The 15,827-nt window shown below is 70.0% G+C and carries 14 protein-coding genes and 1 pseudogene; 6 read left to right on the plus strand and 9 right to left on the minus strand.

The genetic code is table 11. The annotated features are described in order from the left end of the window. The first annotated feature begins 481 nt into the window (after positions 1-481). Positions 482-1,357: an endo alpha-1,4 polygalactosaminidase gene (locus AB0G59_RS05875; RefSeq protein ID WP_360908419.1), complete on the plus strand. Its 876-nt coding sequence runs from the start codon at positions 482-484 to the stop codon at positions 1,355-1,357. A 577-nt stretch (positions 1,358-1,934) separates the two neighbouring features. On the opposite strand, the gene AB0G59_RS05880 is transcribed toward AB0G59_RS05875, so the two are convergent. Further along, positions 1,935-2,912: an NAD(P)H-binding protein gene (locus tag AB0G59_RS05880; protein WP_360908421.1), complete on the minus strand. Its 978-nt coding sequence runs from the start codon at positions 2,910-2,912 to the stop codon at positions 1,935-1,937. Between the two features lie 55 nt (positions 2,913-2,967). Here AB0G59_RS05880 and AB0G59_RS05885 point away from each other — a divergent pair, with 55 nt between their 5' ends. Then, positions 2,968-3,306, plus strand: a complete 339-nt coding sequence (locus AB0G59_RS05885; RefSeq protein ID WP_360908423.1) for a transposase — start codon at positions 2,968-2,970, stop codon at positions 3,304-3,306. A 115-nt stretch (positions 3,307-3,421) separates the two neighbouring features. Here AB0G59_RS05885 and AB0G59_RS05890 read toward each other — a convergent pair whose 3' ends face one another. The 3 genes from AB0G59_RS05890 to AB0G59_RS05900 all read right to left on the minus strand — a co-directional run bounded on the left by AB0G59_RS05890 (position 3,422) and on the right by AB0G59_RS05900 (position 7,366). Further along, the gene (locus AB0G59_RS05890) at positions 3,422-3,700 is read right to left on the minus strand and encodes a hypothetical protein (RefSeq protein WP_360908425.1); all 279 of its coding nucleotides are present in this window, start codon (positions 3,698-3,700) and stop codon (positions 3,422-3,424) included. A gap of 40 nt (positions 3,701-3,740) precedes the next feature. Continuing rightward, positions 3,741-6,524 (minus strand): AAA family ATPase, encoded by a 2,784-nt coding sequence (locus tag AB0G59_RS05895; RefSeq protein ID WP_360908427.1) that lies wholly within the window; start codon positions 6,522-6,524, stop codon positions 3,741-3,743. Between the two features lie 128 nt (positions 6,525-6,652). Then, positions 6,653-7,366, minus strand: a complete 714-nt coding sequence (locus AB0G59_RS05900) for a ribonuclease H (RefSeq protein WP_360908429.1) — start codon at positions 7,364-7,366, stop codon at positions 6,653-6,655. Positions 7,367-7,532: 166 nt separating this feature from the next. Here AB0G59_RS05900 and AB0G59_RS05905 point away from each other — a divergent pair, with 166 nt between their 5' ends. Further along, positions 7,533-9,083 carry an FAD-binding oxidoreductase gene (locus AB0G59_RS05905; RefSeq protein WP_360908431.1) on the plus strand — a complete coding sequence of 517 codons (1,551 nt, stop codon included), beginning with the start codon at positions 7,533-7,535 and terminating at the stop codon, positions 9,081-9,083. Between the two features lie 132 nt (positions 9,084-9,215). Here AB0G59_RS05905 and AB0G59_RS05910 read toward each other — a convergent pair whose 3' ends face one another. Continuing rightward, on the minus strand, positions 9,216-10,631 hold the full coding sequence (locus tag AB0G59_RS05910; RefSeq protein ID WP_360908433.1) for a hypothetical protein: 1,416 nt from the start codon (positions 10,629-10,631) through the stop codon (positions 9,216-9,218). Between the two features lie 525 nt (positions 10,632-11,156). On the opposite strand from AB0G59_RS05910, the gene AB0G59_RS05915 reads away from it, so the two are divergent. Then, positions 11,157-11,285 (plus strand): hypothetical protein, encoded by a 129-nt coding sequence (locus AB0G59_RS05915; RefSeq protein ID WP_360908435.1) that lies wholly within the window; start codon positions 11,157-11,159, stop codon positions 11,283-11,285. Between the two features lie 254 nt (positions 11,286-11,539). Here the strand turns inward: AB0G59_RS05915 and AB0G59_RS05920 are convergent, their stop codons facing one another. Both AB0G59_RS05920 and AB0G59_RS05925 read right to left on the minus strand, forming a co-directional pair. After that, positions 11,540-11,974: a VOC family protein gene (locus AB0G59_RS05920; RefSeq protein ID WP_360908437.1), complete on the minus strand. Its 435-nt coding sequence runs from the start codon at positions 11,972-11,974 to the stop codon at positions 11,540-11,542. 104 nt (positions 11,975-12,078) lie between these two features. Then, positions 12,079-12,675, minus strand: coding sequence for a TetR/AcrR family transcriptional regulator (locus AB0G59_RS05925; RefSeq protein ID WP_360908439.1), 597 nt, complete (start codon positions 12,673-12,675; stop codon positions 12,079-12,081). A 182-nt stretch (positions 12,676-12,857) separates the two neighbouring features. Here AB0G59_RS05925 and AB0G59_RS05930 point away from each other — a divergent pair, with 182 nt between their 5' ends. Next, entirely contained in the window at positions 12,858-13,829 is a 972-nt protein-coding gene (locus AB0G59_RS05930) for a chlorophyllase (protein ID WP_360908441.1), read from the plus strand. A 31-nt stretch (positions 13,830-13,860) separates the two neighbouring features. Here AB0G59_RS05930 and AB0G59_RS05935 read toward each other — a convergent pair whose 3' ends face one another. Then, complete coding sequence (locus AB0G59_RS05935; RefSeq protein ID WP_360908443.1) at positions 13,861-14,478, minus strand: class I SAM-dependent methyltransferase; 618 nt, start codon at positions 14,476-14,478, stop codon at positions 13,861-13,863. Positions 14,479-14,536: 58 nt separating this feature from the next. Then, positions 14,537-15,475, minus strand: a pseudogene (locus tag AB0G59_RS05940) (GNAT family N-acetyltransferase); the annotation flags it as partial. 108 nt (positions 15,476-15,583) lie between these two features. Between AB0G59_RS05940 and AB0G59_RS05945 the strand changes: the two are divergent. Next, positions 15,584-15,784, plus strand: coding sequence for a hypothetical protein (locus AB0G59_RS05945; RefSeq protein WP_360908445.1), 201 nt, complete (start codon positions 15,584-15,586; stop codon positions 15,782-15,784). Positions 15,785-15,827: the final 43 nt, after the last annotated feature.

The raw sequence follows: 15,827 nt of genomic DNA on the forward strand, positions 1-15,827 counted from the left end.
ATCATGACCTCGGGGCGGTGGACTCAGCAGCTGACCTTGGCGGTGACAGACACCGTTGCCGCCAAGGTTTCCGGAGGAGTGCGTCATCCACGGCCGTTCATGATCGCGAGCGTGGTGCCCCTCCGTGGCTCTGGCACGGAATGGATGCTGTTGGTTGATCTTTGCTGGTCAGCGCCTGGCTGGTTGGGGGCTGGCCAGTTGGTCTGGCTTGTGCTGTCGCGGGGAAGGGGGAGCGAGCGGGCGTCGGGGACGGGTCGCGCTCGATGACGCGGACTGCGAGAGGATCGACGCGGATGCCTCCAGGCCCTCACCCACGCGATCGCCGGCGGCGTCTGTGACGCCGTGCTGTCAGCCGTGCAGGGCGGCGTGGCGGCGCTGGTCACGGGCCTGGTACGGGCCGATGTGACGTGCCGAGCGCCAGCGGCTGACGTGTCCTTCACCGCAGCGCGGGCTTGCGCCAGTGTGAACATAGGGTGCCTTCGTGTTCCTTCTCCGTACCCGCGCCGCTTGCGCTGCCATGGTCCTGTCCACATTCCTTGTCACAGCCTGTTCTGTCACAGGAACGGACCAGGGCGACGACCCCCAGGAAACCACGCACCCCACTACCGAGGGCCCGGACGCCGATGCCCCGGCGAACGTGCGGCGACCGAACCCAGACGCCGTCTTCGACTACCAACTCGGCGGCGCGTACCCGCCTGCCGGCAAGGTGCGGGCCGTCTCCCGTGACCGTGAGACCAAACCTGCCGACGGCCTTTACAACATTTGCTACGTCAACGCCTTCCAGACACAACCCGGCGAAGCCGTCAGCTGGTGGAAGAATAAGCATCCGGACCTGCTCCTGAAGAACGACGATGGCCACCTGATCGTCGACAAGGACTGGGACGAACCCCTCCTGGACATCTCGACCCCGGCCAAGCGTGAGGCCCTGATGAACATCATCGGCCCATGGATCGACGGCTGCGCCACGGCGCATTACGACGCGGTGGAACCGGACAACCTCGACTCCTACCAGCGCTCCGACGGCAAGCTCACCTCCCAGCACGCGGTCGCCTTCGCTCGTCTCCTGGCCGCCCGCGCACACAAGCGGAACCTGGCCATCGCCCAGAAGAACACCACTGACCTGCTTCCCCAGCACACGCGCATCGGGTTCGACTTCGCCGTCGTCGAAGAATGCGGACGCTACAAGGAATGCCCCGAATTCAGCCGCGCCTACGGCGCCAGGGTCTTCGACATCGAGTACGGGAGGAAGGACTTCACCGCCGCTTGCCGGGCGTGGGGGAAAGAGTTGTCCATCACCCTGCGCGATCGGGAAGTCAACCCTGCCGGTAAGCACGGCTACGTGTACGAGTCCTGCTGAACGCCTTCCGATACGGTGCCGCCGCAGGGGATGCTGCCCCCGGTCACGTACTGAGCCACCCGGTCCCCGAATGACCAGTCGGCCGAGCTGTTCTCGCTGCTGCTCGGCCACCGCACGGCGCTGCGCCTCCCGCGTTCCGGTTCCGGCTGGCGGTCGGTTGTTGCCCGGGGCGCCCACACCGCCCGCCCCGTGCACGCGACCGTGGCCCGCACCTCGACCCCGACCGGCCCCGCCGTACTCTGCCCTGATAGAAAGCCAGGAGGAGCGGCTGCTTCAGGTCCGGCTCGCATGCCCGGACATCGCCCGCGCCTGCGACCTCGGAGAAGGCCGAGATCGTGGCACGGCTGCGCCAGGTGCTCACAGCTGCGAGACCGTGATCCCCTGCTGTTCCGCCGTGCCTTACAGGTATCCGAGGGGTCGTCAGGCACGTACGGCATATTCGTGACGTACGGCCCAACCCCCAACTTCATTGGTCGGGTCGCCTGGGGCGTCTCAGCCCCGGGCGACCCGACCAGTGTCGAAGGCGGGCCGTCAGCCCGGGAACCTGCGACGCCGGGAACGAGGAGAACGCGTCGGGTCAGCCCGTGACAGTACCGGCCGGGTCCTTCGCCTGCCGCACGGGACCATCCGAGAGGTCGGATGCGTGATCTGCGGCCCACTGTGCCAGCGTGCGGCCCGGCCTGCCGAGGACTCGTTCGACGTCGGGCCGAACCTCGGGCGGCTCTTGCGCGTACTCGGCCTGGTAGCCCAGCAGGTATTCGGCGATGTCCCACGGCATCCCGGCCGTGATGTATGCGGCGCGGGCCTGGCCGTACGTCAACGGCTCGAAGCTCAGCGGCCTGCCCAGGCCCTGGGCGATCGCCGCGGCCTGCTCCCGGTGCGTGAGCTGCTGTGGCCCGCTCAGCGAGTACGCGTGCCCGGCGTGGCCGTCTGAAAGGAGCGCGGCGGCGGCCACTTCGGCGATGTCCGCCTCGTGGACGGGGACACCGAGCGCGTCGGGGAAGGCGCTGCGCACCATGCTCTCCGCGCGGATCGATGCGCCCCACATGTCCAGCTTGTTGCTGGCGAACTCGCCCGGCCGAATGTGCGTCCATTCCAGACCTGAGGCTTCGATGACCTCCTCGACGTCGCGCAGCATTTCGTAGCTGCCCGGCCGCCGTACGGTGACGGCGAGGCCGGAGAGATCGACGATGCGCCTGACCCCCGCGCCCGCGGCGAGCTCCATGAAGGCGCGGGCCTGCTGTATCGCACGTTGCGGGTCGAGTGCTCCGGACAAGTAGTAGACGCCATCCACTCCGTCGAGTGCCGTCGCGGCTCCGGTGAGTTCGGTGAGGCTGCCTGCCACCACCTCGACGGCATCGGGAAGTTGAGCTTCTTCCGGGTTCCTGGTCAGGGCCCGCACTCGCTGTCCGGCCTCGAGCAGTCGGTCGACCAGGACGCGGCCGACCGTTCCCGTCGCTCCCGTTACGAGAATGGTCATGGATTCCCCTTCGTGGTGGGTGCCGAACTCGTCGGCGGGCGGCCGACGATAGGCCCGCCTGGCTCTTGTGCGCACATCTCATTTGGCGGATCAGCAGGGTGGCCCATCACGGGTGCGTACGATCATGGGAATGGAGGCACTCGCTCAGCGCCTGGTCCCCGACGAGATGTGGGCGGCGGCTCGTCCGCTCCTGCCCGCCCTGCCGCTGCGGCCCCAGGGCGGTGGCAGGGCCGCGGCTGACGCGCGCAGGGTCATGGTCGCCGTCGTCTACGTGGTCACCAGCGGCTGTGCGTGGCAGCAGCTGCCCTCCGCGTTCGGGGTCAGCGTACCTACGGCCCACCGCTGGTTCACCCGCTGGAGCGGTGCGAATCTGTGGCAGAACCTGAGCGAGGCGACGTCCCACGCCCCGGCGCTCGCCGCCTGGACCAGGACGATCCACGAGTGTGCAGCACGCCGCGTCTACCGCTGAGGAACTCACCAAACGAGACATGGCGCCGCTTCCGGCGCCCGTCACGGGCGGACCAGCTTGCAGTACCTACGCGCCAGCACCACATGGCCCGGCGTCGCACCAGCCGGGTGCCCGTTCAGCGGTTCGGCGCCGCCCAGGAACCGTTGAGGTCGGTCTGGGATGCCCGGGCGTCGTTGAGGCAGGCGTGATGATGGGCGCGTACGGCGTGCAGCCAGGACCGTAGGGCGGGGTGGCCCTTGGTGCCGGACAGGCGCAGGGCGCCGTCGGCGAGATCAAGGGTGCGGCGGTAGTGCCCTTGATAAGCAAGGATCCGGCTCATCTGCCCGATCAGGTCGCCTGCGTAGCGGGCGTGGCTGGCGGCGTCGCGGTAGTACGCGGCGGCGTTCTCCGCCATGCCGAGGTCGTAGGTGAGGAAGCCGACGAAGCCTCCGGGGTCAGGCGAGCGCGGCCACATCCCCTGCGACGGAGGCGGGCACGGTGCCCGCTCCGTCCAAGCGGGACGCGAGCTGGGTGCGGCGCGTCACGCCGAGCTTGCGGTAGGCGTTGGTGAGGTGGGTCTCCACGGTGCGGCGGGCCAGGTGGAGCGCCGCGCCGATCTCGGTGTTCGTCTGGCCCGTGGCCGCGAGCTCGACGATGCGCCGTTCCGCGCCGGTGAGTGCGGCACTGCCCGTCGTGACCCGGTTGGCCCGCCGGGCGCCCCCGGTTCGCAGGGCGTTCTCGGTGGCGCGTAGCAGGCGTCCGGCAGGGTCGGGGGCGAGGAGCCGCAGCGCCAGGGTGTGGGCCTCGTACAGGTCGTCGCGGCCCTTGCGGCCGTTCCCGGCCGCGATCCGGGCGCGTCCCAGGTCGAGCAGGGTTTCGATGAGTTCCACGGGTGCCGGTGCCTGCCTCAGTACGGCCACGGCCTCGTGCAACGAGTCCAGCCCCCGGCGGCAGCCCATGGCCACGCCATGCGCCCGCAGCGCCCGGCCGACCGCACGGGGAGTCCCCCAGGTCCGCGCGTGGCGCAGTTCCTCCTCGGCGAGGTCCAGAGCTCTCGCCGGCTGTCCGAGCCCGACCAGGGCGAGGGCGGCGCCGGACCGCCAGGGGGTGGCCACAGGGCTGACGAAGTCGCGGGCGCTCTGCCCACGGCCGCAGGACAGGTAGTCGTCGAGGGCGTCCTGCCAACTCCCGTCGGCCGCATGCATGACGGCCCTGGCGTAGCGCAGTTCGTTCCACTCCCAGGAGCTGTCGGCACTCACCTCGTCGAGGGCCGCCACCAGCCGCCGGGCATGGGTGCGATGGCCGAGCTCATGGTGGGCGAGCGCCACCATGGACACCACGTGGGGCATACGGATCCCCTGCCCGGCGCAGGCGTCCAGGAGCGGGGCGTTCTCGGCGATCACCCGCCGGAAGTCGCCGGCCCACAGGGCCGCCTCGGCCCGCACGCTGATCAGGCACTGGCGGCCGATGTCCGTCAGGTCCGGGAGCGCGGGCGGCGCGGGGAGGCACTCGTCGGTGAGCGCCCGTGCCTCGTCCAGCCGGTCGGCCCACTGCAGCAAGGTGGCCGCGCTGCCCAGCCAGGCGGTACGGATCCGGGAGTCCACCGGTGCTTTCAGGCGTGGCAGCACACGGGTGAGGACCTCGGCGGCGGACAGCCGGCCGGCCCCGGCCTCGTACTCGGTGACCAGGCCGCAGGCGAGGGGTTCGATGGTGAGCGGGGCCGTCGCTGCCAGCTCCCGCATGCGGGCGACGGCATTGCGCCAGGCGACCGCGTCATGGGACGCCATGACGGCGGCGGTGGTCTGCAGTACGTGGACGACTTCGTCGTCGCCGAGAGCGCTGCCCACGTGACGCATGACCTGCATGGCGGTGTCCGTACGGCCCCGGGCGACGAGCGCCGCGCCGAGGGCGGGCGCGACGGCCGCGCGTTCGTGGTCGTCGGCGTTCAGCTCCAGGGCCGCGCGCAGCCTGCGGATGCCGGCGTCGGCGCTCAGGGGCAGTTCCAGGGCGGCCAGGCGCAGGGCGAGCCCGGCGCGGCGGCCGGGGGAGAGCGGGGCGGTGAGGGCGTGGCGCAGGAGGGCGGTGGCCTCGTCGGTCCGGCCGTCGCGTACGGCGTCCTCGGCCGCGTCCTCGAGGGACTGTGTCATCCACTCCTCACCGGGCCGGTCGATGTGGAGCAGATGAGCGGCGACGTGGGCGGCGGGCGCGCCGTGCTCGTCGAGCAGGCGGGCGATACGGCGGCGCAGTGCGTCCAGTTCGGCCGGGTCGGCGGCCGCGAGGACGGCTTCGCGGGCCAGGGGGTGGGAGAGGAGAGGACAGGGGGCGGACGTGCCCGCGGGGCCGAGGCCGGCGGCCTCGTGGAGCAGTGCTCCACCGAGCGCCGCGGGGCCGTCCCCGGCGACGGCGAGCGCCAGGGCGACGCGGCGCGACCGCGGGGTGGCCCGGGCCCGTAACCAGTGGCCGATCGCGTTGCGGTAGCGGCGTCCGGCCAGGTCGGACAGCCGGCCGGGCGGCGGTCCTTCGCGGAGGTCGGCGAGGAGGGCGTGCACGAGTGCGGGATTGCCGGCGCTCGCCTGGACGCACAGCTCGGCCCGGTCGGTGTCGTGCCCCCGGGTGTCTGTCGGGCCGCCGGTGTGCGCGAGGCGGGCAACGGCGGCGGGGCCGAGCGGGCGGAGCGGCACGGACGTACCCGTCGCACCGGGTAGTGAGGTGACAGCCTTCTCATGGCACTCGGTGAGGACCAGCAGCACGGGCAGTCCCGCCAGTCGGCGGGCCAGGTAGCCGATCCAGCGGCGTGACACCGGGTCGGCGTCGTGCAGGTCGTCGACGGCCAGGAGCACGGGCCGCCGACCGGCGGTCCGGGCCAGGGCGGTCACGAGACGGTGGAAGGTCCGCTGTTCCTCTTCAGCCGGCGGGGCCGTGAAGGGGATGTCGTCGGCTTCGGCCCCGCCCTCGCCCTCGCCCTCGGCCCCGCCCCCGCCCTCGCCCTCGGCTTCGGAGAAGATCTGGCGGACGAGGGCGAAGGGGAACTCCGATTCCTCCGGCGAGCAGCGCGCGTGCAAGACCCGCATGCCCCCGTCCGTCGCCTCCCGCCGTACCACTTCGTCCAGCAGGGCGGTGCGGCCCATGCCCGTAGCCGCACCGAACAACACCCAGCGGCCGTTGCCGGACCGTGCGGATTCGCCGGCCTTCGCCGCCTCCGCCAATGCCTCGTCGCGTTCGAGAAGCTCGTTCCCCACGCCCAACCCTTCACCTCGGTGTGTGCGACGTCGTTCGACGCCCCCGAGATGAATGACGGCAGGAAGAATGATCGGGAACATTACGTTCCAGCCACACTTGCCTGATTTGAGGGACAAGCGCCGCCGAGTCAGTCGGCCGCGGTCGTGGCGCAGGCGAGGTGTCCCCAGCCGTCGGGGTTCTTCGTGATCGTCTCGCCCTTCGCGTACGTCTTCCCGCAGCGGCAACGCCCGGGAAACCTCGCCTTGAGCGAACCCTTCGCCCGGCCGCTCGACGGGCGCCGCGCCCCCGCCCCCGCCGTCGAGGAGGGCTTACGGGCGCGCCCGCCGGCCCTGGGCCCGGCCGTCGCCCCGGGTTCCGGATCCGGCAGGGCGGATCCGAAGGAGGTGCCCGCCGCCTGCTGGGTACGGGCGGTGTGGCTCGCGGCCGCGTCGGCGGCGGCGTTGAGGGGGTCGCCGTCGACCTGGTGGGCCGGTACGTACACGAACTCGACCGTACGACCGGTCAGCAGCTCGTCGATCCGGATCACGAGCGGCTGGTTGGCCACCGGGGTGCCGGCGGCCGTCTTCCACCCCTTCCTCTTCCAGCCCGGCAGCCATGTCGTCACGGCCTTCATCGCGTACTGGGAGTCCATCCGCACCTGCAGGGGTACGGCCGGGTCGGTGGACTCCAACAGCTCCTGGAGAGCGGTGAGTTCGGCGACGTTGTTCGTCGCGGTGCCCAGTGGTCCGGCCTGCCAGCGGTGCACCTCGCCGGTGTCGTCACCGATGACCCATGCCCAGGCGGCGGGCCCGGGATTGCCCTTGGACGCGCCGTCACACGCGGCGATGATCTGTTCGTGCATCCCACCATGGTGCCAGCCATCCGCCATTCCCCTTGCCCAGAGCCCGGAACCACCTGTCCCACCGAGCCATCTGTTTGATCAACGGGGACTCGGCACAGCGCACACGATCACGCACACGATCACGCGCACGACTACGCACACGACTACGCACATACAAAGGATCGGCATGGCCATCAGCAGGCGCACACTCCTGGCAGCGGGTACCGGACTGGCGGCGACCGCCGCCTGGGGCGCCACGACGACGACCGGCACGGCGGGGGCCGCGGCCAGGAAGGCCGGCGGGAGCGACTGGACCGCCCTCGGCCGAGGCCTGGCCGGCGGCCTCGTACGCCCCGGCGACGCCGACTACACCGCCGCCCGCCAGCTCTACAACACGCGCTTCGACGCGCTGCGCCCGGCCGCGATCGCCTACGTCGCCGGCACCCCGGACATCACCGAAGTCCTGGCCTTCGCCCGCCGGTTCTCCATACCCGTCTCCATCCGCAACGGCGGCCACAGCTACGCCGGCTGGTCCAGCGGAAACGACCGGCTCGTCATCGACGTCTCCCGGCTCAAGAGCATTCGCACACCGTCCGCGTCCAGCGCCGTCATCGGCGCCGGTGCCAAGCTCATCGACGTCTATACGGATCTGGCCGCGCACGGCGTGACCATCCCGGCCGGGTCCTGCCCCACTGTCGGCGTCTCCGGGCTCACCCTGGGCGGCGGGCACGGCGTCCTCTCCCGCGCCTACGGCCTCACCTGCGACAACCTCACCGGCGCCACCCTCGTCACCGCCGACGGCAGGACCGTCGACTGTGACGCCACCCGCGAAGCCGACCTGTTCTGGGCCCTGCGCGGCGCCGGTAACGGCAACTTCGGCGTCGTCACCGAGCTCCGCTTCCGTACCCGTACCGTCGGCGAGGGAGTGACCGGATATGTGTCCTTCCCCTGGTCCAAGGCCGCGGCCGTCGTGCGGGCCTGGCAGGAGTGGGGTCCGGGCCGGCCGGACGAGATCTGGTCCGCGTGCGACCTGTCGGTCGCGGCGGGCGGCACCCCCCGGATATCCGTGGCCGCGTTCTCGATCGGCTCGCAGCAGGACCTGGCGAACGCCTACGACGAGCTGATCGGCAAGGTCGCCAAGGCGAGCGGCGGCGGCACCGGCATCGGCACCGTCCGCCTGCGCCGCCACTCCTACCTCGACACGGTCCGCGCCTACGCCGGCTGCGGCGACAAGTCCACCGCACAATGTCACCTCCCGGGCACCACACCCGGCCGCGAGTCCTCCGGAAAGCTGGAGCGCGAGACGTACGCGGCGCGCTCCGACTTCTTCGACCGCTCCCTGGACGCCACGGGCACCCGGACACTGCTCGATCAGCTGGAACGCTTCGGACGCGAAGTCAAGGGCGGCGGCGCCTCGGTGCAGCTGACCGCCCTCGGTGGCGCGGTCAACCGCGTGAAACCGCTGGAAACGGCCTTCGTGCACCGGCGCTCACGCGTGCTGGCCCAGTACCTGACGTCGTGGGCGGCGGGCGGGCCGGGCACCGCGCAGACCGCCTGGCTGGACGGCGCGCACGCGGCGATGCGCCGCCACGCCTCGGGAGCCGCCTACCAGAACTACACGGACGCGGGCCTGAAGGACTGGCGCAGGGCCTACTACGGGGACGCGGCGGAGCGGCTGATGAAGCTGAAGCGGCGATACGACCCGAAGCGCGTCTTCGACTTCCCTCAGGCGCTGTGACTGAGCGTTTCGACTGGCTTCGAAGTGCATCCTGGGACAGGGGAAGCCTCTGTCGACAGCCCCTCCAGCCGCCGCTTGACGAACCGGCCCCGGCAGCGATGGCATCACTGGCCTCACCCCCCTCCGGAGAGGTCACGATTCGTTCGCTTCGGCACCCTTGCCCGGATCGGACCGCACGCAGAGGGAGATCGTGGTGGGAGGCTCCGAGTCCCCATGGCCGACCTTCAGCACCACCCGGTCCTCCTCCCGGCCGGCCCGCAGCGCGGGGAGCGCGGCCCGGCCCCGGGCGTCCGTGGTCAGGAGGGTCTCTGTCGTTCCGTCGCTGAACGTCGTGCCTCCGTCGGAGACCACACGGCAGGTGAGCGGCACGCCGGGGATGGGCAGGCCGTTGCTGATGTACTGAACCACGCCCGACATTCCGGTGCGCTGCCCCGGCGCTGCCTCCGTCACCAGTTGGGACACGAACTGGGTTTTCCCGCAGGGACTTTCGGGGTCATCGGGAATCGGGTACTGCCCGATCGACTTGTTGGTCGGGTTGGTGTACCAGACCCATTTGCCGTTCTTGTCCACGCACAGCCCCATGGCGTCGCCGCCGTTCGGTAGGGACGGGCCCGGGAGCTCGGTAATGCTCTTGTCCGTACGGAAGCGTGAGATCCCATTGCTGGTCGCTACCCAGAGATTTCCGTCCGTGCCCAGCATCATTTGTCGAGGCGCGCCGAATCCGGCGATGAACCGCTGCGTCCAGCTGCGGAGGGCTGTGTCGTACCGACAGATCTGGCTTGGTTTTTCGGTGCCTACCCATACCGCGTCCCCATTGGGGCTGGCGACGACATGAACCGGCTTCTGGCTGCTTCCCCCGGGGAGCGGAATGGGCTGAGGCTGCTCGTCCTCGGCGGGGGTAAACCTGTAAAGGCTGTTCGTCTTCCGCGGGTAATCTCCCGCGCTGGCCTGACCCGTCAGCCAATAGGTGAAATCGCCGGGTGATTTCGCGCTCGCCGGAGCGGTGACGGCCACGGACCAGAGCCAGGTGTCGTAGACGGGGTTCTGCTGGGCGTCCGGAAACGGATACGTGTTGGGAGTGCCGGACTCGTCTTCCGCGTCGCAATATCCGACCACAGTATGCAGGGGCTCGGCGAACATGATCCAATAGGAATACACGGGTGTGCCGGCGGCGCCCGTATCGATCAGGAGCCACGTGAGGGTCTGAACCCAGGAGTCATAGGCAAGCTTGACCCCGGTGAGTCGCCTCTGGTCCACGATGTCGTATTGGACGACGGAGTCTCCGGCCCAATCGGAGACGCAGGTGAACCATACGGCCTTCTTCCCGTCCGTTCGACTCGGGCGGGGGTCCGGAATGATTCCGATGCAGGGGGTGGGGACTTCGTCGGTGACCGCGAGTTGGTTGGCAAGGCTTGTCGGATTCACCTGGACGAGCCCGGTCCACTCGGTCGTCACCCAAAGGTATCCATCCGGTCCGACGGTGACGAACTGCGGATCAGCGGTGCCATTGAGGAGTGGGTATTCCACGGGTTCGCCAGTGCCCGGCATTCTGGACCACTCCTTCGATATGCCGCTCAAGAGTGAAGTGTCTACTGTCGGCCCGGCATGGCTGCCGCGCAAGTGGCCGTTGGGAGATTGGCTTGAACGCACGCCGTGAGGTGCGCGTTCCGGTATTTCTCAGGTGGCTGGTGTTCGGTGTTGGTGAAATGATTCCTCCGCGCCTTTGCGGCCCTCTGTGTGGCATATCTATTACACATGCTGCTGTGAATGTTGTGTCAGAGTACGGCTCCGGGTGTGTGTGACGTGCATGGGCGTAGCTGTCCAGCCAGAGCGAGCAGGGGACATGGGGAGGGGGCAAGCGCCTCGGTGCCGCGCTCCATGGCACGCTGACCGGACACAGACCCAGGCGGACTGCGGACAGCTAACGGCCGGACCGTACGCCCGGCGGGCAGGCTCAGGCGCCTGCCGCTGAGGATCACCACGCCGGTCCAGCGGGTCACATCCCCGGCGCGTTCCCTGGCGTCCTGCCGGCCCCACTGCGACGCGGCCAGGGTGACGGCCCAGAAGAGGCAGATGCCCACGGCCAGACCGGCCGGCGACGAAACCCTGGCGGCCGGGGCCGACGGCCGCATCCAGGTCAGGCCGGCCACGCAGTTGGCCGTCCACGCCGAGCCGGCCAACGCCGTACCCGCGCGCGCATGACCCGGAATCGTCATCCCCGTCGAACGTGACGGTCAGCGTCGCGCACGGCGCCGCGGCAACGGTGGCATTCCCTGAGACTGCCGGGCTCGTCCAGCCCAGGCGGGAGAGGCGCTACAGACCACCTGCGGCAACCTGATTCAGATCGCAACACAGCCGCAGTAGGCAGTCAGCCTTGCGCGAGGCCGGGCCCTGACAGGCCGGGCGGTTCTCCGTCCTGGCCCATGGGGACGGAACGAGGACACGTTCGCGGCCCCTCAGTCGAGACAGAACTCGTTGCCCTCGATGTCCTGCATCACGATGCACGACTCGTACACTCCATCGGCACGCAGTAGTCGCACGCGTACCGCGCCGAGCGCGACCAGTCGTGCGCACTCGGCCTCGAGTGTGGCGAGGCGCTCTTCACCGACGAGCCCGGTACCGACCCGTACGTCAAGATGCAGCCGATTCTTGACGACCTTGCCTTCGGGAACGCGCTGGAAGAACAGTCGCGGGCCCACACCTGAGGGATCGATGCAGGCGAACGCTGAGCCCTGACGCTCAGGCGGCAGCGAGCGATCGAAGTCGTCCCAAGTAGCAAACCCCTCCGGTGGTGGCGGTACGACGTACCCCAACACCTCACACCAGAAACGAGCGACGCGCTCAGGTTCTGCGCAGTCGAAGGTGACTTGGAAGTGCTTGACCGATGCCATCGGTCCACCATAGTGGCGTGTGCTGTTCACCGATGCGCGAGTCGCCGGTGACCTCGGCGGTCTTGTACTGGGGGAGGGGCAAGGGTGCGATGCCGTCGTCGGCATCAGGACGCGTGAGGTCGCTGGAGTCCCTGGAGGAGGAGGGCGATCAGGCGTCGGGGGTCGTAGCGGGGGTCGTTGTCGCGTCCGATGCAGAGGTTGCCGATGCCGCGCATCAGCTCGTACGGCTGCGTGCCGGGCCTGATGTCGTCGGCTTCGACCGCGGCGTCGAGGAGTTGGGCGCAGACGGGCAGCAGGCGATCGAGGAAGTGGGCGTGCAGCGCGGCGAAGCGGTCGTTGTCCGACTGCAGGGCGTCGGCGAGTCCGTGCTTGGTGACCAGGAAGTCGACGAAGAGGTCGATCCACTGGCGCAGTGCGTCGAGCGGGGAGTCGGCACTGGCCAGCAGACGGGGGCCGGCCTCGGCGCATGCCTCGATCTGGTGGTGGTAGACGGCGGTGACGAGATCCGCCCGGGTGGGGAAGTGGCGGTAGATCGTGGCCATCCCGACGCCTGCCTGGGCCGCGATCTGGCGGATCGGTGCGTCGACGCCGGAGGTGACGAAGACCTCGGCGGCGGCGGTGAGTACCGTCTGCCGGTTGCGCTGGGCGTCGGCCCGCTTGCTCCGGGACGGTGACTGCCCTGCGGGGCCCTCGGTGGCCATCACGTTCTCCTTCGATACCACTTGTTCGATACCACTTGACAAAACGGAGCGCCGCTCCGGATATTAAATGGAGCAGTGTTCCGTTTCAGCTTAGCCGAACGGGGCGCTCCCGACCGTCTTGTCCGCCCGCCCGCCGCAGGAGACCGGCGGGCGGCAGACGCCACCGAAGGGGAACCCACATCGTGAGCACATACACCGCCACCTCCACCAGCGCCGACGCCTTGGGCACGCCCTCCCCGGTCCTGTCCTTAAGCCCCGTAGTCCTCTCCGTGCCCGGACGCCCCGTGGACCTCCACGTGCGCGTCTCCGCACCCGCGACCGGAACCGGCCTCCCCGTCATCCTCCTCTCCCACGGCCACGGCCCCTCGAACAACCTCTCCTCGCTCAACGGCTACGCACCGCTCGCCAACTTCTGGGCGGCACACGGCTTCGTCGTCGTCCAGCCCACCCACCTCACCTCCAGGACACTGAGCCACCTGGTCGCCGACGCCACCGGGGCACCCTTCTTCTGGCGCTCCCGCGCCGAGGACATGACACACATCCTCGACCGGCTCGACGTGCTCGAGAACGCCGTGCCGCAGCTCGCCGGACGGATCGACCACACCAAGGTCGCGCTCGCCGGGCACTCGCTCGGCGGCTTCACCGCCGCCCTCCTGCTGGGCGCCGGGCTCACCGACCCCGACACAGGGAACGTGGTGCACCTCGTCGAGCCCCGGATCAAGGCGGGCGTACTCCTCGCCGCGCCCGGCAGGGGCGGCGACGTCCTCAACGGGCCCATGGCCGAGCAATGGCCCATCATCGGGGCCGTCGACTTCTCCACCATGACTGCCCCCGCGCTGGTCGTCGCCGGCGACAAGGACGACTCCCGGCACTTCACGGACATGGGGCCGGACTGGCACGCCGACCCCTACACCCTCGCCCCCGGCCCCAAGACCCTGCTCACCCTTTTCGACGCGGAGCACGGACTCGGTGGGATCGCCGGATACGACGCCGCCGAGACCACTGACGAGAACCCCGAGCGAGTTGCCGCCCTCGCCCGGCTCACCGCGGCCTACCTCCACACCCGGCTCCACCCCGGCGCCCCCACATGGCAGGCCGCGTGCGAGGCACTGACGACCGGCCCCGACCCGGTAGGGCGAGTCGAATCCAAGTAGCTGCGGAGTTCCTGAAGTGTCCAGGTTCGACTCACCTTGAGCCTTCGGCAGGCTTGTCCCAAACGAGCGAGTATCGCCACAGCAGGTGGCGGCGGAAGCGGCACCCGGGCAGGAGGCGTGTCGCCTCTTGGCGCACCTCGCCCCATGCCATGGTGGGCAATTGGATCGGCATATCGTCCGGGTCGGTCTTGCCTCCGTGACGGAGGGCGTTCAGCCGGGCTGCCGGGACGCCGACGCCACTGGTGATCCAGTCCAGCGGAGTCTTGTTGCGGGCAAGGCCGATGATCGCCAGGCGTCCGCCCGGCGCGAGCAGGCGGACCATGGCTTTGATCGCCTTCGAGAACTCGACGTGATGGACTACCGCTACGGCACTGACGAAGTCGTATCGACCCTCCATAAGCAGGCCATGCGAGTCGTCGAGGAAGTCGGCCTCCGTGAAGGTCGCATTGCGTAAATGCGAGCTGCGCTCCCGGGCAAGCCGGATCATCTCGCTGGAGCTGTCCACTCCGGTCACGGTGCGGACGTGGTGAGCCAGTTTGCGCGCCAGCAGTCCCTCACCGCATCCGATGTCCAGGGCCGTGCTGCACGCGTCGGGCACCGCCCCGAGGACGAGCGGGTGATAGTGCACGTTGTGGTTCCAGTAGTCCATCGCATCACCGTAGTCACCGGGATGGCGTGGCAGCGTGCCCTGGTTGGCGAGCGCGTGGTCAGAACCAGTGCAGGCAGTGCGGGGCACGGTCGGCGCGGAAGAGGGCGTCGGCGAGGGGGGCCGCGTCCTGGCGGTGGGCTCGGATGTGGCCGGCTCGTACGAGCGTGCTCGGGGCGGTGCCGCCGAGGTGGACCGAGCCCAGGTCGCGCACGTCCAGGGACAGGTCGGGCTCCCGGTCCGTGGGGACGCAGTCGGCCTTGCCGTCCCGGACGGTCAGCAGGTAGCGGCCGCGCTCGCCGAGGAACGGGTCCTCGACGTCGAGGACGAGCTCGCCGTCGGTGAACCAGCCGCGCGCGGTCAGCGCACGCGGGACGTCCAACAGCCGCACCCAGAGCCAGTCGGTGTCGCCGCTCACCTCGCCGGCGCGGAAGTCCGCGAGCTGCCAGCGCAGCGGGTGCTCGGGCGGGACGTGCTTGAACACGACCTGAGAGACCAGATCGTGTCCGAGTACGAACCGGGCCAGGGCCGTGAAGACGGCGTCGTCGGTGGCGATGGTCTCGTCGACCGTCAAGGTGCCGGACTCGGTCGAGTAGCTGGCGTACCCGTCCGGAACGCCGTCGGCGTCCCGGTGAACGGCGACGTAGCGCGGTGCCGGCGCGATCGGGGGCTGCCCCGCGCGCGACGCCCACCAGCGGTGCGGCCGGGACAGCGCGCCGGGCTGTGCGCGGCGATACCGGTCGTAGACCTCTTCCAGGATCTCGCCGCACCCGGCACGCCGCAGCACCTCGACCGAGCCGGCGTCCGAGGCGGCCACTGGTGCGCCGGTCACTTCGCGCGCCCGGGGAACGGCGAGGGCGGCCCCGTGGCGCGGCACCGTCAGCCGCGCCGTGTACGTCGCCGGTCCGTAGCCGAACCTGCCGTAGATCGGGGCCTCCGAGGCCAGCAGCACGGAGAGGAACTCCCCGCGGGCCCGCAGCTCGGTGAGCTGATGCCGCATCACGCCCTTTTCCCCGACGGCATCCGCCGCCATCTGCCCGATGTGCTCCAGGCCGCGTAGCGCGGCCGCGAGGTCATCGGTCACCAGCGGTTCGAGGTGCACAATACGGTGGCGGTCGGCGACCAGGTCGCTCTGGAAGTCACCTGGACCGGCACTCTCGCCGTCCCACTGGGCGACCTCCCCGCCGGCCACGTACTCCGTGCACACATCGCGGTCTTCCTCGAATTCCGTGAGGGAAAGATCCGTGCGCAGCGCAACTACGACTGCTACGAACGACTGGGCGGCGCCGAAGGCCCGTTGAGCCGGTGAGTGTGCGGCGACGGGTTCCGCCCCTGGGCAGGGGCGGAACCCG

The organism is Streptomyces sp. NPDC021096 (assembly GCF_040641275.1).
GTDB lineage: Bacteria > Actinomycetota > Actinomycetes > Streptomycetales > Streptomycetaceae > Streptomyces.

What these genes read in the sequence shown, in the direction of transcription:
- AB0G59_RS05885 (WP_360908423.1), top strand. Translation starts at nt 2,968, where the DNA reads ATGGAGGCACTCGCTCAGCGCCTGGTCCCCGACGAGATGTGGGCGGCG.
- AB0G59_RS05890 (WP_360908425.1), bottom strand. Translation starts at nt 3,700, where the DNA reads ATGGCGGAGAACGCCGCCGCGTACTACCGCGACGCCGCCAGCCACGCC.
- AB0G59_RS05900 (WP_360908429.1), bottom strand. Translation starts at nt 7,366, where the DNA reads ATGCACGAACAGATCATCGCCGCGTGTGACGGCGCGTCCAAGGGCAAT.
- AB0G59_RS05905 (WP_360908431.1), top strand. Translation starts at nt 7,533, where the DNA reads ATGGCCATCAGCAGGCGCACACTCCTGGCAGCGGGTACCGGACTGGCG.
- AB0G59_RS05910 (WP_360908433.1), bottom strand. Translation starts at nt 10,631, where the DNA reads ATGCCGGGCACTGGCGAACCCGTGGAATACCCACTCCTCAATGGCACC.
- AB0G59_RS05915 (WP_360908435.1), top strand. Translation starts at nt 11,157, where the DNA reads ATGCCCACGGCCAGACCGGCCGGCGACGAAACCCTGGCGGCCGGGGCC.
- AB0G59_RS05920 (WP_360908437.1), bottom strand. Translation starts at nt 11,974, where the DNA reads ATGGCATCGGTCAAGCACTTCCAAGTCACCTTCGACTGCGCAGAACCT.
- AB0G59_RS05925 (WP_360908439.1), bottom strand. Translation starts at nt 12,675, where the DNA reads ATGGCCACCGAGGGCCCCGCAGGGCAGTCACCGTCCCGGAGCAAGCGG.
- AB0G59_RS05935 (WP_360908443.1), bottom strand. Translation starts at nt 14,478, where the DNA reads ATGGACTACTGGAACCACAACGTGCACTATCACCCGCTCGTCCTCGGG.